Raw genomic sequence first — 22,572 nt, 5'->3', positions numbered from 1 at the left:
CTCGCATCGAGCGAATACCCACAGCACCAGACTGACAGCAGCCGGTCAACAGCACCCGGGCGCACGATGACCACAGATCGCATGGTGCTGTCCGAGTTCGCTCACCGGTGCCGCACAACTGCGGCAAGGGCGTGTTTCTTTGCCGGAAAATCGTTCGACCATTCCGGTGGGGGTCATACTCTCTGCGACAACCCTGACCGCCGGCGCGGTCCTGGGACGGGGGCGTATTCAGGTATTCCGGGACGCAAGAAGGCGGAAGGGCAGCCGCGGATGCAAGGCACGGTCGACGGATTCAGCTACGGGGCCGTCACCCCATTGGTGGCCTACCTGATGGCCTGCCTCGGCGGCGCCCTGGGCCTGCGCTGCACCACACGGTCTCTGCTGGTCACGCACTCCTGGCGACCCGCCTGGCTGGCCCTCGGCTCGGCGGCGATCGGCTCCGGCATCTGGACCATGCACTTCGTCGCCATGATGGGCTTCACCATCAGGGAGACGCCGATCCACTACGACAAGCCGATCACCTACGCGAGCCTCGGCCTTGCCATCGTCATGGTCGGCATCGGGATCTTCATCGTCGGCTACCGGGGCGCCACCGGCACCCCCCTGTTCACCGGCGGCACGATCACCGGTCTGGGCGTCGCCTCCATGCACTACCTCGGGATGGCCGGCGTCCGCTTCCACGGACGGTTCACCTACAGCACGCTCACCGTCGCGGCCTCCGTCGGCATAGCAGTCGTGGCCGCCACCACCGCCCTGTGGGCCGCGGGACAGGTGCGGGGCTTCCTGTGGAGCGTGGGGGCGAGCCTCGTCATGGGGCTCGCGGTCAGCGGCATGCACTACACCGGCATGGCCGCCCTCAGCGTCCACCTGGACGGGGCCGCCCACAGCAGCGGAGGCGCGCCCTCGGCGTCCGTGCTCGCACCCATGCTGATCGGCCCGCTCGCCTTCCTGCTCCTCGCCGGCGTCGTCGTGATCTTCGACCCGTTCATGATCATGGGTCGGCCCCGGAGGACGCCCGTCGAGCACAAACCGGGCGTCCCGGCCGCCGCCGTCGCCTCGCATGCCGACCGCCGCCCCGACCTCCCCGAGGGCCGCGGCCCGGCCCGCCGGCCCGAGCACCACCCGTCCCGCACCCCGCAGAACCGCTGATCGGAGCCCGTTGTCAGTGGGGGGTCGTACGGTTGATGTCATGCGGCCCGTTTCCCACATCGAACGCACGGTGGCGCCCTTCGAGGTCGTCAGCCCCTACCAGCCCAGCGGCGACCAGCCGGCGGCCATCGCCGAGCTGGCCAAGCGCATCGAGGCCGGCGAGAAGGACGTCGTCCTCCTCGGCGCGACCGGCACCGGCAAGTCCGCCACCACCGCGTGGATGATCGAGAAGCTCCAGCGTCCCACCCTCGTGATGGCGCCGAACAAGACGCTGGCCGCGCAGCTGGCCAACGAGTTCCGCGAGCTGCTGCCGAACAACGCGGTCGAGTACTTCGTCTCGTACTACGACTACTACCAGCCCGAGGCGTACGTCCCGCAGTCGGACACCTACATCGAGAAGGACTCCTCGATCAACGAGGAGGTCGAGCGCCTGCGCCACTCGGCGACGAACTCGCTGCTCACCCGCCGCGACGTCATCGTGGTGGCCTCGGTGTCCTGCATCTACGGCCTCGGTACTCCGCAGGAGTACGTGGACCGGATGGTGCCCCTGAGAGTCGGCGACGAGATCGACCGGGACGAGTTGCTGCGCCGCTTCGTCGACATCCAGTACACGCGCAACGACATGGCCTTCAGCCGTGGCACCTTCCGGGTCCGCGGCGACACCATCGAGATCTTCCCGGTCTACGAGGAGCTGGCCGTCCGCATCGAGATGTTCGGCGACGAGATCGAGGCGCTCTCCACGCTCCACCCGATCACCGGCGAGATCATCAGCGACGACCAGCAGCTCTACGTCTTCCCGGCCTCCCACTACGTCGCCGGTCCCGAGCGCATGGAGCGGGCCGTCAACGACATCGAGAAGGAACTGGGGGAGCGGCTGGCCGAGCTGGAGAAGCAGGGCAAGCTCCTGGAGGCCCAGCGGCTGCGGATGCGCACCACGTACGACATCGAGATGCTCCGCCAGATCGGCACCTGCTCCGGTGTCGAGAACTACTCGATGCACTTCGACGGCCGCCTGCCCGGCTCCCCGCCCAACACCCTGCTGGACTACTTCCCGGACGACTTCCTGCTCGTCATCGACGAGTCGCACGTCACCGTCCCGCAGATCGGCGCGATGTACGAGGGGGACGCCTCCCGCAAGCGCACCCTCGTGGACCACGGCTTCCGCCTGCCCTCCGCCCTGGACAACCGCCCCCTGAAGTGGGAGGAGTTCCAGGAGCGCATCGGGCAGACCGTCTACCTGTCGGCCACCCCCGGCGCCTACGAGCTGTCCCGCTCGGACGGTGTCGTCGAGCAGATCATCCGCCCGACCGGCCTGGTCGACCCGGAGGTCGTGGTCAAGCCGACCGAGGGTCAGATCGACGACCTGGTGCACGAGATCCGCAAGCGCACCGAGAAGGACGAGCGGGTCCTCGTCACCACGCTGACCAAGAAGATGGCCGAGGACCTCACCGACTACTTCCTGGAACTCGGCATCCAGGTGCGCTATCTCCACAGCGACGTCGACACCCTGCGCCGCGTCGAGCTGCTGCGCGAGCTGCGATCCGGTGAGTACGACGTCCTGGTGGGTATCAACCTCCTCCGTGAGGGCCTCGACCTGCCCGAGGTGTCCCTCGTGGCGATCCTCGACGCCGACAAGGAGGGCTTCCTCCGCTCGGGCACCTCGCTGATCCAGACCATCGGCCGCGCGGCGCGCAACGTCTCCGGCCAGGTCCACATGTACGCCGACAAGATCACCCCGGCGATGGAGAAGGCCATCGAGGAGACCAACCGACGCCGGGAGAAGCAGGTCGCCTACAACAAGGCCAACGGCATCGACCCCCAGCCCCTGCGCAAGAAGATCAACGACATCGTCGCGCAGATCGCCCGCGAGGAGGTCGACACCGAACAGCTTCTCGGCTCCGGTTACCGCAAGACGAAGGACGGCAAGGCCGCGAAGGCCCCCGTCCCGTCGCTCGGCGACAAGGCGGCCAAGGGCGCGAAGGCCGGGAAGGCCGCCAAGGGCAAGGCGGTGCCCACGGACCGGCCGGCGGCCGAACTGGCCGAGCAGATCGAGGAGATGACCGAACGCATGCGCGCCGCCGCCGCGGAGCTGCAGTTCGAGATCGCGGCCCGGCTGCGGGACGAGGTCGCCGAGATGAAGAAGGAGCTGCGCCAGATGCGGGAGGCAGGCCTGGCCTGATTCGGCGTGACGGTTCCGGCGGGTGCGATGACTGGTCTCGCGCTCGCCGTGGCCCGACCCAACGGACCTGGTACAGCTTGGTTTCAGTCCGCTTCCTGGCTAGCCTTCTCTCTCCTGAGTTCCGTTGGGCAGGTGGGGGGCTTGATGATCCGAATCAGCGCAGAGGGTGAGGACGCGGAAGAGGAACTGCGTTCTCTGCGGTCCTGGCTCCTGGATGAGCCGGAAATCCGTCAGCATGCCGTGATCTCCTGGGGAGCGCAGGCCCTCACCAAGGAGGAGATGGGCACAGGCATCGATGTGCTGCAGCTCGTCACCGACAACGGCTGGAGCGCCGTCGCCTTCGCCATGGCTTACCGAGACTGGCGTCGCACCCGGCGAAGCGCGGCCGTGGTGACTATTGAGCACAACGGCGTCACGGTGTCCGTGAACGGGGCAGACGACCAAGCGGTGGCCCGTATCACGCGTGCGCTGAGCCAGGAGTAGCCCCGCCGTGGGATTTCCTGACCCATCCCGCTCCCGAGCTGTGCTGATCGGCGTAAGCGGTTATCGGCATCTTGAGTCACTGCCTGCCGTGCGTAACAACTTGCTCGGGCTGAGAAGGGTCCTCAGTGAGGGTTGGTCGTGGGGGCTGCCTCAGGACCGTTGTCAGGTCCTTTCCGATCCTCATAGTGTCGTTGATGTCGTCAACGCGGTCACTGAATCCGCGAATGACACGACCGACACGCTCATGGTCTATTTCGCCGGGCATGGAGTGGCGGATCCCGACAATTCCTACGCTCTCAATCTTGCTCTACTGGAATCCACGGACGCTGTCCATACGACGCTCCCCTACGACTGGATCCGAAGGCCGATCCGTGATTGCCGTGCCTTACGGCGCATCGTCATTCTTGACTGTTGCTTCGGCGCCCGCGCCTTCGGTGGCGCAATGGGTCCTACGGCTACTGCTGTGGCAACTCAGGCTGAGGTTGAGGGTACCTACCTGCTGGCTGCGGCCGGTGAGACGAAGAGCGCTCTGGCCAAAGAGGGAGAGGTATACACGGCCTTCACTGGCGAGCTGCTGAGCCTTCTTCGCAGTGGGGTTGCCGGTGGGCCGGAATTGCTGGACCTGGACACGGTTTACCGACATCTGTACCACCAGCTTCGCGTCAAGTCCCGACCGTTGCCTCAAAAGCGGGACCGTAACTCTGCAGGGCGTCTGGTGCTTGCGAGTAACAGGGCTCTGACGGTGGGCCCAGGGCGCCGGAAGGAACCGGAGATCTTCAACGGTTCTCACAGCCCTGCGGTCACGGCTTCTCCTCCTGAAGCGCGCGGAGTCCGTGATCCGGATCTTGGCGAGATCCGGTCCGAAGAGGGTCCGATCCTGGCCCGGGATCGGAAGGTTTCCGAGGCGGAGGCCGGAGTTCATCGGACAGTGTCGGCTGATCCGCCTGCACAGTCGGTAATTCCGCCTAGGCCGACGCCTGACTTCTCGCCGGTCGGCGGCGGGAAGCCGACCCTTCTGAGCAAGGGGCAAGCCATTGAACTGCCTGAATCGCTCGTGGCGGTCAGAGTGGGATTCCGATGGCTGGCCACACCTCGACGCGGTTTGTTCGGTTCACGCGTGCGGGAAATCGACCTCGATGCCTCGGCCGTGCTCTTCGCGGACAGGCAGCCAGTCGACGTCGTCTTCTTCAGCCACCTGGTGAGTGACGACGGTTCTCTGCGCCACACCGGTGACAGTCTCGTCGGCGGTGTGGGCCAGGATGGCGACGACGAGGCCATTCTCGTCGACCTGCAGCGAGTCCCGGCCCATATCGACCAGATCGTCTTCTCCGTGAATTCCTTCGTGGGGCAGACCTTCCAGGAGGTGCGGAGCACGCTCTGCCGACTCGTTGACGAGGCCAGCGGCCAGGAACTCGCCCGCTTCACGATGGTGGGCGGCGCCGCGTGTAATGCTCGGATCATGGCGAAGGTGCACCGTGCGGGCGTCGGCTGGAGGATGACCGCCCTGGGCGCATCGGCCAGCGGTCGCACCTTCCAGGACCTGGTCCCGGCGATGCTCCCCCAGCTGTAGGGCTCCGGGCTTGCGGCCGATACTTCTCGTCCCGCATCGAGATCCTCCAGCAGGTGCTCACTCAAGTGTCAACAGCCAGCACCAAGCGTAGGTAAAGAGGGTGTGACCTGGGAAGTTGGTAGATTCTTTACTAACTGCTTTACCTTTCCTTGGTGATTGGGGTAGTCTTCTTCGTACGGAGGGGAGTACTCCCTGACTGCGGCGCACCCGTCAGTACGGACCGGTTCCGGTCCCGGGGCGCCGGCCCATCGCGGGTGGAAGAGACCTCCGGCAGCGACAACGCTGATGTGTTTGCCGTCTCGTTATGCCGGAGGAGCAGTGGAAGTCTCCATGGGCCTGTGGGTCCTCACCATCGTGGGCCTCGCCGCCCTGATCGCGGTCGACTTCTTCATCGGCCGCAGGCCGCATGAGGTGTCGATCAAGGAAGCGGGTATCTGGACGGTCGTCTGGATCACCTTCGCCGGCATCTTCGGCCTCGGCCTCCTCGTCTTCGGCGGTGGACAGCCGGCCGGTGAGTTCTTCGCTGGCTTCATCACCGAGAAGTCACTGAGCGTCGACAACCTCTTCGTCTTCGTCCTGATCATGGCGAAGTTCGCGGTGCCCACCCGGTACCAGCAGCGCGTCCTGCTCGTCGGCGTCCTCATAGCCCTGGTCCTGCGGGCTGTCTTCATCGCCGCCGGGGCCGCCATCATCGCCAGCTTCTCCTGGGTGTTCTACCTCTTCGGTGCCTTCCTGATCTGGACTGCCTGGAAGCTCATCCAGGAGGCCCGCGCAGACGAGGAGGACGAGGAGTACGAGGAGAACAAGCTGCTGAAGGCCGCGGAGCGCAAGTTCGGCGTGGCCGACCGGTACCACGACACCAAGCTGTGGATCCGGCAGAACGGCAAGCGCGTCATGACCCCGATGCTGGTCGTGATGCTCGCCATCGGCACCACGGACGTGCTGTTCGCCCTGGACTCCATCCCCGCGATCTTCGGACTGACCCAGGACCCGTACATCGTCTTCACCGCCAACGCCTTCGCCCTGATGGGTCTGCGACAGCTGTACTTCCTCATCGGTGGGCTGCTCAGGAAGCTGGTCCACCTCTCGTACGGGCTGTCGATCATCCTGGGCTTCATCGGTGTGAAGCTGGTGCTGCACGCCCTGCACGAGTCCGGTGTCCACGTGCCCGAGATCAGCATCCCGGTCTCGCTCGGTGTGATCTGCGCGGTCCTCGCCATCACCACGGTCACCAGCCTGCTGGCCTCCAGGAAGCAGGCCGCCGCCGAGGCCCGGCATGCCGATGGTGAGGGCGCCCGGAAGGACAGCGTCGATGCCTGACGGCGGCACCGCGGGAGTCCGCGCTCTCACATAGCCCCTGAGACGGGTGCTCGTCACGACGCGGGGTCCGGTCCCACCGGCACCGGACCCCGCACCGGAAAGGATGAGAGGTATCCGGAAAGAACGGAATGCGAACCCTGTAGCTCTCTGCGACCATCGCCGCATGATCGCTCGGCTCCGGTCGCTCCCCCGTTCATGGACGATCCTCGTGCCGGTGCTCGCGGTCGTCCTGCTGGCCCTCACCTGGGGCCGGGACCTGCCCGGCGTGATCGTCGGCCTGGTGACCGTCGTACTCGCCGGGTCCGTCCTGGCGGCGGTACACCACGCGGAGGTGGTCGCCCACCGGGTCGGCGAGCCCTTCGGGTCCCTGGTGCTCGCCATCGCCGTCACGATCATCGAAGTGGCCCTCGTCGTCACCCTCATGGCCGACGGCGGCGACAAGAGCTCCACCCTGGCCCGGGACACCGTCTTCGCCGCCGTGATGATCACCTGCAACGGTGTCGTCGGCATCAGCCTGCTGGTCGCCTCCCTGCGGCACGGCACAGCGGTCTTCAACCCCGAGGGCACCGGCGCGGCGCTGGCGACCGTGGCGACGCTGGCCACGCTCAGCCTGGTGCTGCCGACGTTCACCACGAGCAAGCCCGGACCGGAGTTCTCCACCGTCCAGCTGACCTTCGCCGCCCTGTCCTCACTGGTCCTGTACGCGCTGTTCGTGGCCACGCAGACGGTGCGCCACCGCGACTACTTCCTGCCCCTCACCCGGCAGGGCGAGGTCATCACCGCCGAAGACCACGCCCAGCCCCCGTCCGCGCGCACCGCCTGGACCAGCCTCGGTCTGCTCGGTCTGGCCCTGATCGGTGTGGTCGGCCTCGCCAAGGGTGTGTCACCCACCATCGAGTCGGGCGTGGCCGCGGCAGGCCTGCACCAAGCCGTCGTCGGTGTGATCATCGCCCTGCTGGTCCTGCTGCCCGAGACCATCGCCGCGCTGCGCGCCGCCCGCCGCGACCGGGTGCAGACCAGCCTCAACCTCGCGCTCGGCTCCGCGATGGCCAGCATCGGCCTGACCATCCCGGCCGTGGCGCTCGCCTCCGTGTGGCTGTCCGGCCCGCTCGTCCTCGGCCTCGGCTCCACCCACATGCTGCTGCTCGCGCTGACCGTGGTGGTCGGGTCCCTGACCGTAGTGCCAGGCCGGGCCACACCGCTGCAGGGTGGCGTCCACCTGGTGCTGTTCGCGGCCTACCTGGAACTGGCGATCAACCCGTAGTCGGTGGTCATGCCCGGTCAGCTCCTGACCGGCTCCACCGCCGGCACGGGTACCGGCCGTGTCTCCGGCAGCAGCGCGAAACACACCAGGCTGACGACCGCGACAGCCGTCAGATACACGCCGACGCCCCACGGGACCCGTCCGCCCTGCTGGGCGAGCGCCGTGGCCACGACGGGGGTGAGCGCGCCGCCGAGAACACCGCCGAGGTTGTAGCCCACGGCGGCGCCCGTGCAGCGCACCCGGGGCTCGTACAGCTCGGGCAGATAGGCGGCGATCACCGCGAACATGATGACGAAGGCGAGCAGGGCGCCCAGGATGGCGAGGAACATCAGCAGTGGCTCGCCGGTCGCCAGCAGCGCCACCATCGGGAGCATCCACAGGACACAGGCCGCGCACCCCGTCAGACACATCGGCCGGCGCCCGTACCGGTCGCCGAACAGCGCGGCGACGGGCGTGAGCGCGCCCTGCACGACCACCGCGCCCATGACGCACACCAGCATGACCGTACGGCTCACGCCGAGCCGTTCCGTCGCGTACGCCAGCGACCAGGTCGTCACCGCGTAGAACACCGCGTAGCCGACCGCCAGCGCCCCGGCCGTCAGCAGCACCAGCCGCCCGTGGTGCCGTACGACCTCGACGAGCGGCACACGCGCGTGGTCGTCGATCTCCAGGAACCGGGGGCTCTCCGCGAGGGACGAACGCAGCCACAGACCGGCCAGCGCCAGCGCGCCGGCCGCCCAGAACGGCACGCGCCAGCCCCAGCGCGCGAACTCCGCGTCGGACAGGGCCGTCGACAGCGCGAGCACCACCCCGTTGGCCAGGACGAACCCGAGCGCCGGACCCATCTGGGGGAAGCTCGCCCACAGGGCACGCCGCTGGGCGGGAGCGTGTTCGGCGGTCAGCAGGACCGCCCCGCCCCACTCCCCGCCGAGCCCCAGCCCCTGCAGGAAACGCAGCACGAGCAGCAGCACCGGCGCGGCCACGCCGATGGTGCCGTAGGACGGCACACAGCCGACCGCTACCGTCGAGGCGCCCGTGAGCAGCAGCGAGACGACGAGCACCGGCCGCCGCCCGCGCCGGTCCCCGAGGTGCCCGAACAGCATCGAGCCCAGCGGCCGGGCCAAGAACCCCACCCCGAACGTCCCGAACGCCGCCAGGGTGCCCGCGACCGGCGAGAACGTCGGGAAGAACAGCTGCCCCAGAACCAGAGCCGCCGCGGTCCCGTAGACGAAGAAGTCGTAGAACTCGATCGCTGTGCCGGCCAGGGAGGCGGCGGCGAGCCGCGGCATGGACGGGGTGTTCACGGCGCGTACACGGTGCATGTCGCGTCAACTACCCATGGTGATCGCGGGTTACGCGGGGCGTGCGGGGTTGATCACAGGACCTGAGTGCGCGACCGGCACGCACGGCCCGCTGTCCGCCCCGGCCGGCGTGATAGACCGGGTGCGAGCAGCGGTCGTAGACGCACCGCCCCGAACCGACCGGAGGAACCGTGCCCCGCACTCTGGCCAACGCCCCGATCATGATCCTCAACGGGCCCAACCTGAATCTGCTCGGCCAGCGCCAGCCCGAGATCTACGGCAGGGACACGCTGGCCGACGTGGAGGCGCTGTGCGCCAAGGCGGCGGCCGCGCACGGCGGCACGGTGGACTTCCGGCAGTCCAACCACGAGGGCGAACTGGTCGACTGGATCCACGAGGCGCGGCTGAACCACTGCGGGATCGTCATCAACCCCGGCGCCTACTCGCACACCTCCGTCGCCATCCTGGACGCGCTCAACACCTGTGACGGCATGCCCGTGCTGGAGGTCCACATCTCCAACATCCATCAGCGCGAGTCGTTCCGGCACCACTCCTACGTCTCGTTGCGCGCCGACGGCGTGATCGCCGGGTGCGGTGTGCAGGGCTACGTGTTCGGCGTGGAGCGGGTCGCGGCGCTGGCCGGGGCGGCGCAGACGGAAGCCTGACCCCGCGCGCGGGACTACAGCCGGCCCGCCTCCACGATCCGCCGCAGGAAGCGCCGGGTGCGTTCCTGCCGCGGCTCGCCGAAGACCTGCTCGGCGCTGCCGCGCTCCAGAACGACCCCGCCGTCCAGGAAACACACCTGGTCGGCGACGTCCCGCGCGAAGCCCATCTCGTGCGTCGCCAGCACCATGGTCATGCCCTCGTCCTTCAGGCCGCGGACCACGTCCAGCACCTCGCCCACGAGTTCCGGGTCGAGCGCGGCCGTGATCTCGTCCAGCAGCAACAGCCGGGGCCGCACCGCGAGGGCCCGTACGATCGCCACACGCTGCTGCTGACCGCCGCTGAGCCGGTCGGGGTAGGCATCCGCCTTGCCGGCCAGTCCGAGGCGCTCCAGCAGCTCCCTGGCCCGTGCCTCGGCCTCCGCGCGGGAGACGCCGTGCACCCGGCGCGGCGCGAGCGTGATGTTCTCGAGCACGGTCATGTGCGGGAAGAGGTTGTACGCCTGGAAGACGACGCCGATCCGGCGCCGTACCGCGTCCTGGTCGGCACGCGGGTCGGTGATCTCCTCGCCGTCCAGCCAGATCGCACCGTCGTCGATCTCCTCCAGGAGGTTGGCACAGCGCAGCAGCGTCGACTTGCCCGACCCGGAGGCTCCGATCAGTGCGGTCACCGTGTGCGGGGCGACCTCCAGATCGACGTCCCGCAGGACGACCGAGCCGCCGAAGGTCTTGCGGACCGACTCCATCCGCAGGACGGGCGCGTTGCTCACGGGCGTGCTCTCGGTCGTGCTCACAGGGCTCCTCCCCGGGCGCTCACAGGGACCCTCCCTGGGCCCGCCGCCGGTCCGTCCGGGCCGTCACCCAGTCGGTGAACCGGGTCATCGGGATGGTCAGCGCGACGAAGACCAGCCCCGCGACGATGTACGGCGTGTAGTTCAGACTGCGGCCCACGATGATGTCGGCCGCCCGTACGGCGTCCACCGCACCCCCGATGGACACCAGACCGGTGTCCTTCTGCAGCGACACCAGGTCGTTGAGCAACGGCGGCACCTGACGGCGTACCGCCTGCGGCAGGACGACGTGGCGCAGGGCCTGCCGGTTGGTCAGGCCCAGCGAGCGGGCCGCCGCGCGCTGCGAGGGATGGACGGACTCGATGCCGGCCCGGAACACCTCCGCCACGTACGCCGAGTACGTCAGCGTCAGCGCCGTACCGCCGAGCAGCACCGGATCGACCGTGACGCCCTGCAGCCGCAGCGCCGGCACACCGAGGACCACGATCATCAGGTTGATGATCAGCGGCAGACCGCGGAAGAAGTCGGTGTACGCCGCCGCCAGCACCCGGAGCGGGAAGAAGACCGGGCCGCGCAGGGTCCGCGCGACGGCGATCAGCATGCCGAGGACCAGGACGGCGGCACCGCAGATCAGCAACAGACGGACGTTCAGCCACAGCCCTTCGAGGACCTTCGGGAACGCCTCGCGCGCGTAGTGCGCGCTGAAGAAGGTCTCCTTGGTGCGTGGCCAGCCCGGTGCGTTGACGACGACGAGGTACAGCACGGCGGCCGTGACGAGGGTCGACAGGGCCGCGATCGCCGTGGCGCGGCGGGCACGCGCGCGTCGGTAGCGCTCGCGTGCGAGCCGCCGTTGGGACGGTACGTAGCCGTCGCCGGACTGGCCGGCGCCCCCGGTCATGTCGCCCTTGTCGTCCGCCCCCTCCCGGGCCGATTCGCCTTTGGTGACCGTCACTTGAGCACCGGGGCGTCGACGGCGTCGGAGAGCCACTGCTTCTCGATGGCGGCCAGTGTGCCGTCCTTGCGCAGGGCGTCGACGGCGGCGGTCACGCACGGGGTCAGCCCGCTGCCCTTGTCCAGCACCAGTCCGAACTGCTCGGCCGTGCCACCCCGGTTCTCGAACTGGCCGACGATCTTCGCGTTCGTCACCTCGGCCGCGGTGATGTAGAAGGCGGTCGGCAGGTCGGTGACGACGGCGTCGACCTGACCGTTCTTCAGGGCGGACTTGGCCTGGTCGTTCTTGGCATAGACGGCCGCCTGCCGGGCCGGCTTCACGACGTCGGTGATGTAGTCGAGGCTGGTGGTGCCGACTTGGGCGCCCAGCTTCAGCTTCTTCAGGTCCGCGACGCTCGTCGCCTCGGCGGCCTTGCTGCCCTTCAGCGCGATGACGGCCTGGCGCACGTCGTAATAGCCGGAGGAGAAGTCCACGGCCTTCCTGCGCTCGGCGCTGATCGACACCTGGTTGATGTCGAAGTCGAAGCTCTTCACGCCCGGCGCGAACGCCTTGTTGAACGGCACGCTCTGCCAGACGACCGCGCCCTTGCCGTATCCCAGCTGCCTGGCCACGGCGTAGGCGACCGCCGACTCGAAACCCTTGCCGTTCGCGGGCTTGTCGTCCTTGAACCAGGGCTCGTACGCCGGTTCGTCCGTCGCGATCGTCAGTCTTCCGGAGGTCTTGGTGGCGAGCTTGCCCTTGGTGCAGCTCTTCGCGGCCGAACCGGACGGGGCTGCCGTCGTCTTCTCCTCGGGCTGCGGAGCACAGCCGACGGCGGTGGCGAGCAGGGCTACGGTGACCGCGGCGAGGGCGCGGCGCAGGGCGCGCGGGGCAGGATGCATGGCGGGAGAGTGGCAGTGAACTCCGCGTCTGTCCAGGTCACAGCGGTAGTTGTCCGCATACTGGGAGCGGGTGTTGCGGCCGTGTGAACGCGGCTGCACGCAGCCCACGCGCGCGTGTGACCGGGCCTGGGCCGCCGGCCGAGGGCGGGGTTGGAGACCGGCGGCCACTACCGCTCAGGAGCCGTCGTCCTGTGCGGGGCTGCTACCAGTTGACTGCGGACGACGGCTCTCCGGGAGTGCGCACGGGGGCCCGGTGCGTGCGAAAGGTTCACACGGGGCGCGCGCAGGGGTGGTGAACGCCGGGCGTGCGGCCGGGGAGTGCGCCTGGCGCGTGTCCAACTTCCCTGCGCACGGCGCGCGTACGACCTGTGCGCCGGAGCGCGAGGCGCTCCCTGGTCACGGGCGCTCGCTCCGGGGCGCCGCGGGCGTGGCGCGCTGCGCAGCGCGGGAGGCCGCACGGCCACCTGTGACACGCTCGCGCGCCCACGGACGCCTCCGGGCGGCCGATGCCCGCCCACCAGCCGCGCGCCCCACGGACGCCTCCGGGCGCGCAGACGCCCGCTCACCACCCGCGCGCGTGCCACTCCGGCAGATGCGGCCGTTCCGCGCCCAGCGTCGTGTCGTTGCCGTGTCCCGGGTAGACCCACGTCTCGTCCGGCAGCACGTCGAAGATCTTCGTCTCCACGTCGTGGATCAGGCTGGCGAACGCCTTCGGGTCCTTGCGCGTGTTGCCGACACCACCAGGGAACAGGCAGTCGCCGGTGAAGACGTGCGGGTGGCCGTGCGGGTCGTCGTAGACCAGCGCGATCGAGCCGGGCGTGTGCCCGACCAGATGCCGGGCGGTGAGCTCCACGCGGCCCACCCGGATGACGTCGCCGTCGTCGACGAGGACGTCGGTCGGCACCGGGATACCGGGGGCGTCGTCGCGGCCGGCGTACGTACGCGCGCGCGTGGCCGCGACCACCTCGGCGAGCGCCTGCCAGTGGTCGCCGTGCTGATGCGTGGTGACGACGGAGGCGATGCCGTCGCCACCGATCATGCCGAGGAGCGTCTCCGCCTCGTTGGCGGCGTCGATCAGGAGCTGCTCGTCGGTGGCCCGGCAGCGCAGCAGATAGGCGTTGTTGTCCATCGGGCCGACCGCGATCTTGGTGATCATCAGGTCTTTCAGCTCGTGCACATCCGCCGGTCCGCCGACCTTGACCTCTCCGGAGTACGTCATGACCGCCAGCCTATAGCGGAGATGCCCCGGTGGGCGGCCGTCCGCCCGGACCGCGGACGGCCCTCGCCTGCCCGGGAGGCGGCAGCGGAGGCGGCTTCGGCGATCTACAGGGGAGGCAGCTTCGGCAGGGCCCCGCCCCGCACCTCCAGCGCCGCCCCGTCGCGGCGCCCGGCGAGCCAGCCCACCAGGTCCGCCGGCCGGCCGGTGACCGTGATCTCAGGCACGTCCGCCGCGCGTCCGGTGCTCCACGCGCGCGTGCCGTCCGTGAGGCGGGTCGCCGGGACGTCGGAGTGCCCGGCGAACCGGTCCGCGAGGAAGCCGGTCTCCCGCTCCAGGAACTCGGCCGGAAGATCCTCGAGCTCGTAGCCGATCCCGAGGTCGACGTGGTGCAGCTCCACTTCCACCCACCGGCGGAACGGCACCCGGGACGCGGAGTCGGTGACCCCGTTGCGCAGCTCCACCGTCCGCGTCCAGTCCGCGGGCTCGTCCCCGGCCGCCTGGAAGCGGGCCGCGCTCTCCCGGAGGTCGGCGACCTGGGCCTGCACAGGCCGCGGCGCGTCCCGCTGGATGTCGGCGTCCCGCGCCTCGGCGCTGACGTACATGGGACGGCCCTGGAGGACGTTCACGAGCGCGTCCGCGTTGCGGGCGAGATGGGCGAGGACGTGCCCCCGGCTCCAGCCCGGGAGGCGTGACGGCTCGGCGAGCGAGGCGTTGTCCATGGTGGCGACCCCGCTGAGCAGCCGTTCGGTCGCTTTCCGTACACAGGCCAGGTCATGAGCGTGATCCATCATGCTGCCGACCCTAGCCGGGTCACACCTTCGGGTGAAGGAGGTGGACCTCGACCGCAAATCGAATGCACGTGCTATATGGTCGAGAGCGGCGTCGGGCATGCTGGATGGCCGGGGGTTGTTATGCAACCGGGCAATCCGACCGGCGTTGTCAGTGGCTCCCCCTAGTCTGAAGAAGCACGGGGGCCCCGCCCCTGTCACTTCTCTCAAGAAAGGTGCGGACCGGCGTGGCCGACCGTCTCATCGTCCGTGGCGCGCGCGAGCACAACCTGAAGAATGTCTCGCTCGACCTGCCTCGTGACTCGCTCATCGTCTTCACGGGCCTGTCCGGGTCGGGTAAGTCCTCCCTGGCCTTCGACACGATCTTCGCGGAGGGCCAGCGCCGCTACGTGGAGTCGCTCTCCTCGTACGCACGGCAGTTCCTCGGTCAGATGGACAAGCCCGACGTCGACTTCATCGAGGGCCTCTCCCCGGCGGTCTCCATCGACCAGAAGTCGACCTCGCGCAACCCGCGCTCGACGGTCGGCACGATCACCGAGGTCTACGACTACCTGCGTCTGCTCTTCGCGCGCATCGGCAAGCCGCACTGCCCGCAGTGCGGCCGTCCGATCTCGCGCCAGTCGCCGCAGGCCATCGTCGACAAGGTCCTGGAGCTCCCGGAGGGGAGCCGCTTCCAGGTGCTGTCCCCGCTGGTGCGCGAGCGCAAGGGCGAATTCGTCGACCTGTTCGCCGACCTCCAGACCAAGGGCTACTCCCGCGCGCGCGTGGACGGCCAGACCGTCCAGCTGTCCGAACCGCCGGTGCTGAAGAAGCAGGAGAAGCACACCATCGAGGTGGTCGTGGACCGCCTCACCGTGAAGGACTCCGCCAAGCGCCGTCTCACCGACTCCGTGGAGACCGCCCTCGGCCTCTCCGGCGGCATGGTCGTGCTCGACTTCGTCGACCTCCCCGAGGACGACCCCGAGCGCGAGCGCATGTTCTCGGAGCACCTGTACTGCCCGTACGACGACCTGTCCTTCGAGGAGCTGGAGCCGCGCTCCTTCTCCTTCAACTCGCCCTTCGGTGCCTGCCCCGAGTGCACCGGCATCGGCACGCGCATGGAGGTCGACCCGGAGCTGATCGTCCCGGACGAGGACAAGTCGCTGGACGAGGGCGCCATCCACCCCTGGTCGCACGGGCACACCAAGGACTACTTCGGCCGCCTGATCGGCGCGCTCGCCGACGCCCTCGGCTTCCGCACGGACATCCCCTTCGCGGGTCTGCCGCAGCGCGCCAAGAAGGCCCTGCTCTACGGCCACAAGACCCAGATCGAGGTGCGCTACCGCAACCGGTACGGCCGGGAGCGTGTCTACACCACCCCCTTCGAGGGCGCGGTGCCCTTCGTCAAGCGCCGGCACAGCGAGGCTGAGAGCGACGCCAGCCGCGAACGCTTCGAGGGCTATATGCGCGAGGTGCCCTGCCCCTCCTGCCAGGGCACGCGCCTGAAGCCGATCGTCCTCGCGGTGACGATCATGGACAAGTCGATCGCCGAGGTCGCCGCCATGTCGATCAGCGACTGCGCGGACTTCCTGGGCGAGCTGAAGCTGAACGCCCGCGACAAGAAGATCGCCGAGCGGGTCCTGAAGGAGGTCAACGAGCGGCTGCGCTTCCTGGTCGACGTCGGTCTGGACTACCTGTCGCTGAACCGCGCGGCCGGCACCCTCTCCGGCGGCGAGGCCCAGCGCATCCGACTGGCCACCCAGATCGGCTCCGGCCTCGTCGGCGTCCTGTACGTCCTGGACGAGCCGTCCATCGGTCTGCACCAGCGGGACAACCACCGTCTGATCGAGACCCTGGTCCGGCTGCGCGACATGGGCAACACGCTCATCGTCGTGGAGCACGACGAGGACACCATCAAGGTCGCCGACTGGATCGTGGACATCGGCCCCGGTGCCGGCGAGCACGGCGGCAAGGTCGTGCACAGCGGCTCCCTGAAGGAACTGCTGGCCAACACCGAGTCGCAGACCGGCGCCTACCTCGCGGGTCGCAAGTCGATCCCGCTCCCCGACGTGCGCCGCCCCCGTGACCCGTCCCGGCAGCTCACCGTGCACGGCGCCCGGGAGAACAACCTGCAGGACATCGACGTGTCCTTCCCGCTGGGTGTGTTCACGGCGGTCACCGGTGTCTCCGGCTCCGGCAAGTCGACCCTGGTCAACGACATCCTGTACACGCACCTGGCCCGCGAGCTGAACGGCGCCCGTACCGTCCCCGGACGGCACACGCGCGTGGACGGCGACGACCTGGTCGACAAGGTCGTGCACGTCGACCAGTCGCCGATCGGTCGCACCCCGCGGTCCAACCCGGCCACGTACACCGGCGTCTTCGACCACATCCGCAAGCTGTTCGCCGAGACCACCGAGGCGAAGGTCCGGGGCTACCTGCCCGGCCGCTTCTCCTTCAACGTCAAGGGCGGTCGCTGCGAGAACTGTGCGGGCGACGGCACGATCAAGATCGAGATGAACTTCCTTCCGGACGTCTACGTCCCGTGCGAGGTCTGCCACGGCGCCCGGTACAACCGGGAGACCCTGGAGGTCCACTACAAGGGCAAGTCCATCGCCGAGGTCCTGAACATGCCGATCGAGGAGGCCATGCACTTCTTCGAGGCGGTGCCGGCGATCTCCCGTCACCTGAGGACGCTGCACGACGTCGGTCTCGGCTACGTCCGCCTGGGCCAGTCCGCCACCACGCTCTCCGGCGGCGAGGCACAGCGCGTCAAGCTCGCCAGCGAACTGCAGAAGCGGTCCACCGGACGCACGGTCTACGTCCTGGACGAGCCGACCACCGGTCTCCACTTCGAGGACATCAGCAAGCTGCTCAAGGTCCTCGGCGGGCTCGTCGACAAGGGCAACACGGTCATCGTCATCGAGCACAACCTCGACGTGATCAAGACCGCCGACTGGGTCGTGGACATGGGCCCAGAGGGTGGCGCCGGCGGTGGTCTGGTGGTCGCCGAGGGCACGCCGGAAGAGGTCGCCGGGGTTCCGGCGAGCCACACGGGCAAGTTCCTGCGCGAGATCCTCGGCGCCGACCGCATCAGCGACGCCGAGACGGTCCCGGCACAGCGTGGTGGCACGGCCCGGAAGACGGCCGCGGCCAAGTCGCCGGCGAGGAAGACGGTGACGGCCAAGGCCAACAGCACGCCGACCAAGAAGGCCGCCACGGCCACGAAGAAGGCGACGCCCGCGAAGAAGACGACGCGGTCCCGCAAGGCCTGACACCGCTTCGCAAAACACTCTGACGACACATCAAATATCCGGCGCCCCGCGGGAACTCCCCGCGGGGCGCCGCTCGTTCCACCATCAGCCGGCCCGGTCCAGCGGCCCGACAGGTCCCCGCACACGGCAGGTCCGGCCGTACCTTGTCAACAGCACAGGGAAATCAGCCGCTCACAGCGCGGTCGGCTCACCCAGCTCCGCCGCGTACGGCGGCTCGGCCCCCGCCCGCGAGCAGGTGATCGCCGCCGCCCGTGCCGCGAAGCGCAGCAGCCGTGTCCAGCCCTCCGTCCCGAGGGTGGCGAGCGCTTCCGGGGACAGCGCGTCCCGGACGGCCAGCCCGTGAAGCAAGGCCGCGTTCACCGTGTCACCGGCGCCGATGGTGTCCACGACATCGACCTTCTCACCCGGCACGGAGAGCTCCCCACCGTCCCGGGTGAACACGGTCAGACCGTCGCCGCCCCGCGTGACCACCACGGCCGCCGGTCCCGCGGCCAGCCACTCGCGCGGGCTGCCGCCGAGCCACGCCGCATCCTCCGCGGACAGCTTCAGCAGCGTCACCGAGGGCAGCCAGCTCTTGAACCGCGCCCGGTAGGCGTCCGCGTCCGGGATCAACCCCGCCCGGATGTTGGGGTCCAGCGCGGTGAACAGCCCCTGTCCGGCAGCGCCGCGCATCAGCTCCTCGTAGGCGCTCGCCCCCGGTTCCAGGACGAGCGAGCAGGTACCGAAGGACACCGCGCGCGTACCGGCGGGGAGTGTGTCCGGGGCGGTGAACAGACGGTCGGCGGTGCCGTCGACGTAGAAGGAGTAGGCGGCCGAGCCGGCGGCGTCGATCGTGGCGACGGCGAGGGTCGTCGGCTCCGGCCCCCGCTGCACGCCGGAGACGTCGACGCCGGCCCGCCGCAGCCCGTCGAGCAGGGCCTCGCCGAAGGCGTCGTCCGACGTCCGGGAGCAGAAGGCGGTGGGGGAGCCGAGCCGGCCGAGGGCCACGGCGGTGTTGTACGGGCCGCCGCCGAGCGCCGGCTTCAGGTCCGCGAGGGCACCGGGGCCCTGCGGTACCAGGTCGATCAGTGCCTCACCGGCGACGACGATCACGTGGCGGTTCCCTTCTCGGGCAGGGTGGATGACGCGGTGTGCCCGGCTGCCCCGGCGGGGCCCGGTTCCTCCGGGCAGCCGCAGGACGTGCGGTGGACGAACGTGCACGGCAGCCGGAGCGTCCGGGCCGGACGGTCCGGCCCGGCCAGCCGGTCCAGGAGCACCCGGACGGCTAGGGCGCCCAGCTCCCGGCTGGGCTGGGCGATGGCGGTCAGCCGGGGCGAGAACAGGTCGGCCCAGGCGAAGTCGTCGAAGCAGCACAGGGCGATGTCGTCCGGCACGGACCTGCCGTGCCGGCGCAACGCGCGCAGGGCACCGATGGTCATCGCGTTGTTGGCGGTGACGAGGGCCGTCGGCGGATCGGGCAGGCCGAGCAGGGCGGCCGTGGCCCGCTCGGCACCGGCGGACTCGGAGTTGCCGGAGACGAGGAGGCGTTCCTCGTACGCCAGACCGGCGGTGGCGAGGCCCTCCCGGTAGCCGGTGACGCGCTCACCGGTGGTACTGAGCCCCGGCAGGCCGGCGACCAGAGCGATCCGGCGGTGCCCCAGTCCGGCGAGGTGGGTGACGAGCAGGGCCGTCGGCGCGGCGCTCTCGGCACAGACCTGGTCGAAACCCGGTGCGCCGAGGGCGGAGGCGGCGCCCGCACCATCGCCCGGCGGTTCCTCCGGCACGCTCGCGTCGACCAGCCGGTCCAGGAACACCGTCGGTACCGCGTGGCGGCGTAGATAGCCGACGAGGTCACCGGGGTCCGCGGAGGGGGCGACGATCATTCCGTCCACCCGGCGCTCATGGAGAAGCTGGACGACCTTGAGCTCGTGCCGGGGGTCGTCGTGCGGATCGGCGATGAGCAGGCTGTAGCCCGCCTCCAGGGCGGCGGACTCGACACCTTGCAGGATCTCGGTGAAGTACGGGTTGCTGATGGCGGACACCGCGAGGCCGATGGACCGGGTGCGCGAGGTCACCAGGGAGCGGGCCAAGGTGTTGGGGGTGTAGCCCAGGGCGTTGACGGCGTCCAGCACGGCCTGGCGGGTATGGGGGAGCACCGGGCGGGTGCCGTTCAGGACGTGGGAGACGGTCGCCACGGAGACCCCGGCGCTCCGGGCGACATCCGCCATGGTGGCCATCTCGCTGCCTCTCTGAGTCGACAAGGTGACAAGTCGATAATCGCGGCGGGTGGGCACCCGCCCTGGACGTCGGTCCGACCGGGCCGCCGCCCTGAGTCGTCCACCGACCTTGCGGTGCTGCCGGCTGCCAGCTGCTGGCTTACGGCTTACGGCTTCCGGCTGCGCGGCGTGCGGCTTCCGGCTTCCGGCGTGCGGCTTCCGGCTTCCGGCCGGGACGCTATCCCATGTCACGGCCCCGCGTAAACGCTTACGCAAACGTTTACGCCGCACCGGGTCCTCGGCCCCCTCTGTTGCGCCCGACTCCCATCAGTCCCGTCGGCGGCGGTAGAGGCACCACCCAGCCAGCCCCGACCCACCCGGCCCGGCCCGCCCAGCCCGGCCAGCCGAGGCCCACCTGCCCGCCCCCGCCCGGCCGACCCCGCCCCCACCCGGCGCGCCCCGGTCTGCCCGCCCCCCGGCCCCCGCCCCAGCCAACCCCTCTGTCCGGGTATCGTCGCCCTGCACACCCCTTGACCAGTGGAGTACCAGATGCCCGCCCGCTCCTCCGCGAGCCGCCGTACCGTCCTTCGAGGGGCCGCCGTCGCCCCGGTCGCCGGGCTCGGCCTGGCCGGGTGCTCGGGCCCGGGTGGGAGCGGTTCGGCCGCGGCCACCCCGACCGCGCCGGTCGACCTCGGTGTCGAGAGTGAGGTCGCCAAGGGCGGGGCCAAGCTCTACCGGGACCACAACGTGGTCGTCGGCCGCGACGAGGACGGCACGCTGAAGGCGTACAGCACGATCTGCACGCACGCGGGGTGTCCCATCAACAAGCTGCAGGGGACGACGCTGGTCTGCCCCTGCCACGGCAGCGAGTTCGATGCCCTGACGGGCAAAGTCGTCCGGGCCCCGGCCACCGTGCCCCTGAACGAGCTCTCGGTGAAGGCCGCCAACGGCAGGATCGTCGCCGGTCCGGCGGACTGACCGGAGAGCCGCGGAGCCAGGGGCGCGGCCTCAGCGCCAGGGGCTGCGACCCAGCGGGCGGGGGCGCGAGGGACCGCTCACTCCCAGTCCCAGGCGATCCCCACGATGCCCGGACGGATCCGTGGCTCGACCACGTGGGCTGAGTGGTGCGGGCCGGTCACGGGCAGCACCTGCCGGCCGCTGCGCGGGGCCGCCGCCGAGTGCTGGGTGAAGCGGTGGCAGCGCACCGGCAGGGCCGCCGTGTCGAAGCGCACCTGGAGCGCGTACTGGCCACCGGGGCAGCCGAACCGCTGGAGATACTCGCGCGAGGGCCCGGCCGTGCCGTCCTCGATGGCGTAGCGGAACAGGAAGGTGTCGCCGGAGGCCAGCCGGGTGCCGAAGAGCAGTTCGGCCACCAGGACTCCGGTGTCCCGGTCCCAGTGGAGGCGACCGGTGCGGCAGTTCTCCAGGGCGTGCACGGTGACGCGGCGCGGGTCGCAGCCCGGGTCGCCGTGGTGGACGGCGACGAAGCGGTCGACGCCGTCGCGGTGGGCGCGCACGATGTGGTGTGCCTCGCGGCTCGCCAGCTCGCGCCGGGCGCCGATCCGGACGCACTCGTGGTGGCCCAGGGTGTGCAGTCCGCCGTCCAGGGACCAGCCGAGGTCGGCGGTGAGCCGGTCCACGACATCGGAGGCCTCGACCAGGGAGCGGTAGGAGCGGCCCGCCGCACGGCCTGGCGTCGCGCGCTCGTCGGACTCGGCGAGCAGGCGGATCAGGGACTCGTCCGGCAGCCGGAGGATCTCCTCCAGTGCCCGTACGGCACGCAGCGACTCGGGGCGCTGCGGGCGGCGGGCGCCCTGTTGCCAGTAACTCAGGCTGGTGACGCCCACCTTGACCCCGTGGCGCGACAGATGGTGCTGGACACGCTGGAGCGGCAGTCCGCGTGCGGCGATCGCGGCGCGCAGCGCCACGTGGAAGGGGCCGCCGCGCAGGGCGGTGTCCAGTTCCGCGGTGGGGACGTCCGCGTGCTCTGTGGCATGCCGCATGCCGAGAGGCCTTTCTGTGAGGTGGTGCTACGGCTGGTCAGACCGCCTGTGCGGGTGTGCGGGGCCACCCCCGTGGGCACTGCGGACGCCCGTGACCGGGCACGCCGTGCCCGTACGCATGTGTGCGCGGGCCCCGAGTTCCCCCGCATTGAAGCGTGTTGACCAGAACCCGACAACACCTCGGACCCGGCCGTTCCGGGCGACTGGCCGGACCCTGCCGTTCCGGCGGGCGGGGGAGGGACCCTGCGCGGGCCGCCGCGGGCCTGATCAAGGTCCCCACCGGCGCGACGGTGGCATGCGGCGCGTCCCCGGCATGGCCGGAACCCGAGCGCCGGAGGCGCCGGTGCGCGGCTCGGTCGGCCGAGGGGCCATGCCGCCCGTCCTGGGGACGCCTGCCTGCCGGAGAATGCCCGGGAACACCGGGGGATTCCAGGGATGCGCGGGGAATCCGGGGGATTCCAGGGATGCTCCGGGGTTCGGGAGATGCCCGAGGCAGAGGGACACCTCCCGCCCGGTGACGGAGGCGCCGTCCGCCCGGAACGGGGCGGCGGCACGCGGGCC

Annotated in this window: 18 protein-coding genes and 1 pseudogene; 10 read left to right on the top strand and 9 right to left on the bottom strand. The window is 70.0% G+C overall.

Features of this window, described 5'->3' with window-relative positions; genetic code table 11:
• Positions 1-270 precede the first annotated feature (270 nt).
• The 7 genes and pseudogenes from S1361_RS10820 to S1361_RS10795 all read left to right on the top strand — a co-directional run bounded on the left by S1361_RS10820 (position 271) and on the right by S1361_RS10795 (position 7,965).
• Complete coding sequence (locus S1361_RS10820; protein WP_208031633.1) at positions 271-1,149, top strand: MHYT domain-containing protein; 879 nt, start codon at positions 271-273, stop codon at positions 1,147-1,149.
• Positions 1,150-1,189: 40 nt separating this feature from the next.
• Positions 1,190-3,328: an excinuclease ABC subunit UvrB gene (gene uvrB / locus S1361_RS10815; RefSeq protein WP_208031632.1), complete on the top strand. Its 2,139-nt coding sequence runs from the start codon at positions 1,190-1,192 to the stop codon at positions 3,326-3,328.
• A gap of 144 nt (positions 3,329-3,472) precedes the next feature.
• A complete protein-coding gene (locus tag S1361_RS10810; RefSeq protein WP_208031631.1) occupies positions 3,473-3,811 on the top strand; it encodes an effector-associated constant component EACC1 in 339 nt (112 codons plus the stop codon).
• Between the two features lie 7 nt (positions 3,812-3,818).
• Positions 3,819-4,460 (top strand): annotated as a pseudogene (locus S1361_RS39120) (caspase family protein); the annotation flags it as partial.
• A gap of 366 nt (positions 4,461-4,826) precedes the next feature.
• Complete coding sequence (locus S1361_RS39115; protein WP_243769508.1) at positions 4,827-5,381, top strand: TerD family protein; 555 nt, start codon at positions 4,827-4,829, stop codon at positions 5,379-5,381.
• Positions 5,382-5,699: 318 nt separating this feature from the next.
• Positions 5,700-6,701 carry a TerC/Alx family metal homeostasis membrane protein gene (locus S1361_RS10800; protein ID WP_208031629.1) on the top strand — a complete coding sequence of 334 codons (1,002 nt, stop codon included), beginning with the start codon at positions 5,700-5,702 and terminating at the stop codon, positions 6,699-6,701.
• Positions 6,702-6,864: 163 nt separating this feature from the next.
• Positions 6,865-7,965, top strand: coding sequence for a calcium:cation antiporter (locus S1361_RS10795; protein WP_208031628.1), 1,101 nt, complete (start codon positions 6,865-6,867; stop codon positions 7,963-7,965).
• Positions 7,966-7,982: 17 nt separating this feature from the next.
• On the opposite strand, the gene S1361_RS10790 is transcribed toward S1361_RS10795, so the two are convergent.
• Complete coding sequence (locus S1361_RS10790; protein ID WP_425086599.1) at positions 7,983-9,287, bottom strand: MFS transporter; 1,305 nt, start codon at positions 9,285-9,287, stop codon at positions 7,983-7,985.
• A gap of 170 nt (positions 9,288-9,457) precedes the next feature.
• Here S1361_RS10790 and aroQ point away from each other — a divergent pair, with 170 nt between their 5' ends.
• Positions 9,458-9,931: a type II 3-dehydroquinate dehydratase gene (gene aroQ, locus S1361_RS10785; protein WP_208031627.1), complete on the top strand. Its 474-nt coding sequence runs from the start codon at positions 9,458-9,460 to the stop codon at positions 9,929-9,931.
• Between the two features lie 14 nt (positions 9,932-9,945).
• On the opposite strand, the gene S1361_RS10780 is transcribed toward aroQ, so the two are convergent.
• From S1361_RS10780 to S1361_RS10760, 5 genes are all read right to left on the bottom strand, one after another.
• A complete protein-coding gene (locus S1361_RS10780) occupies positions 9,946-10,674 on the bottom strand; it encodes an amino acid ABC transporter ATP-binding protein (RefSeq protein ID WP_208036548.1) in 729 nt (242 codons plus the stop codon).
• A 67-nt stretch (positions 10,675-10,741) separates the two neighbouring features.
• A complete protein-coding gene (locus tag S1361_RS10775) occupies positions 10,742-11,671 on the bottom strand; it encodes an amino acid ABC transporter permease (RefSeq protein WP_208031626.1) in 930 nt (309 codons plus the stop codon).
• Entirely contained in the window at positions 11,668-12,552 is an 885-nt protein-coding gene (locus S1361_RS10770; RefSeq protein WP_208031625.1) for an ABC transporter substrate-binding protein, read from the bottom strand. The genes S1361_RS10775 and S1361_RS10770 overlap by 4 nt, the downstream gene beginning before the upstream one ends.
• A gap of 562 nt (positions 12,553-13,114) precedes the next feature.
• Entirely contained in the window at positions 13,115-13,771 is a 657-nt protein-coding gene (locus S1361_RS10765; RefSeq protein ID WP_208031624.1) for an MBL fold metallo-hydrolase, read from the bottom strand.
• Between the two features lie 104 nt (positions 13,772-13,875).
• Positions 13,876-14,562, bottom strand: coding sequence for a maleylpyruvate isomerase family mycothiol-dependent enzyme (locus S1361_RS10760; RefSeq protein WP_208031623.1), 687 nt, complete (start codon positions 14,560-14,562; stop codon positions 13,876-13,878).
• A 224-nt stretch (positions 14,563-14,786) separates the two neighbouring features.
• On the opposite strand from S1361_RS10760, the gene uvrA reads away from it, so the two are divergent.
• Positions 14,787-17,813 (top strand): excinuclease ABC subunit UvrA, encoded by a 3,027-nt coding sequence (uvrA, locus tag S1361_RS10755; protein WP_208031622.1) that lies wholly within the window; start codon positions 14,787-14,789, stop codon positions 17,811-17,813.
• A 171-nt stretch (positions 17,814-17,984) separates the two neighbouring features.
• On the opposite strand, the gene S1361_RS10750 is transcribed toward uvrA, so the two are convergent.
• Together S1361_RS10750 and S1361_RS10745 are read right to left on the bottom strand one after the other, a co-directional pair.
• Entirely contained in the window at positions 17,985-18,905 is a 921-nt protein-coding gene (locus S1361_RS10750) for a carbohydrate kinase family protein (protein WP_208031621.1), read from the bottom strand.
• On the bottom strand, positions 18,902-20,029 hold the full coding sequence (locus S1361_RS10745; protein ID WP_208036547.1) for a LacI family DNA-binding transcriptional regulator: 1,128 nt from the start codon (positions 20,027-20,029) through the stop codon (positions 18,902-18,904). Before S1361_RS10745 ends, S1361_RS10750 begins: the two co-directional genes overlap by 4 nt.
• A gap of 528 nt (positions 20,030-20,557) precedes the next feature.
• On the opposite strand from S1361_RS10745, the gene S1361_RS10740 reads away from it, so the two are divergent.
• Positions 20,558-20,986: a Rieske (2Fe-2S) protein gene (locus S1361_RS10740; RefSeq protein ID WP_208031620.1), complete on the top strand. Its 429-nt coding sequence runs from the start codon at positions 20,558-20,560 to the stop codon at positions 20,984-20,986.
• A 77-nt stretch (positions 20,987-21,063) separates the two neighbouring features.
• Here the strand turns inward: S1361_RS10740 and S1361_RS10735 are convergent, their stop codons facing one another.
• Positions 21,064-22,011, bottom strand: a complete 948-nt coding sequence (locus tag S1361_RS10735) for a hypothetical protein (RefSeq protein ID WP_208031619.1) — start codon at positions 22,009-22,011, stop codon at positions 21,064-21,066.
• Between the last annotated feature and the right edge of the window lie 561 nt (positions 22,012-22,572).

Origin of the sequence: Streptomyces cyanogenus (assembly GCF_017526105.1) — a bacterium.
GTDB lineage: Bacteria > Actinomycetota > Actinomycetes > Streptomycetales > Streptomycetaceae > Streptomyces > Streptomyces cyanogenus.
Note: the sequence above shows the minus strand (reverse complement) of the source record. Positions and strands in the feature narration are given on the sequence as shown.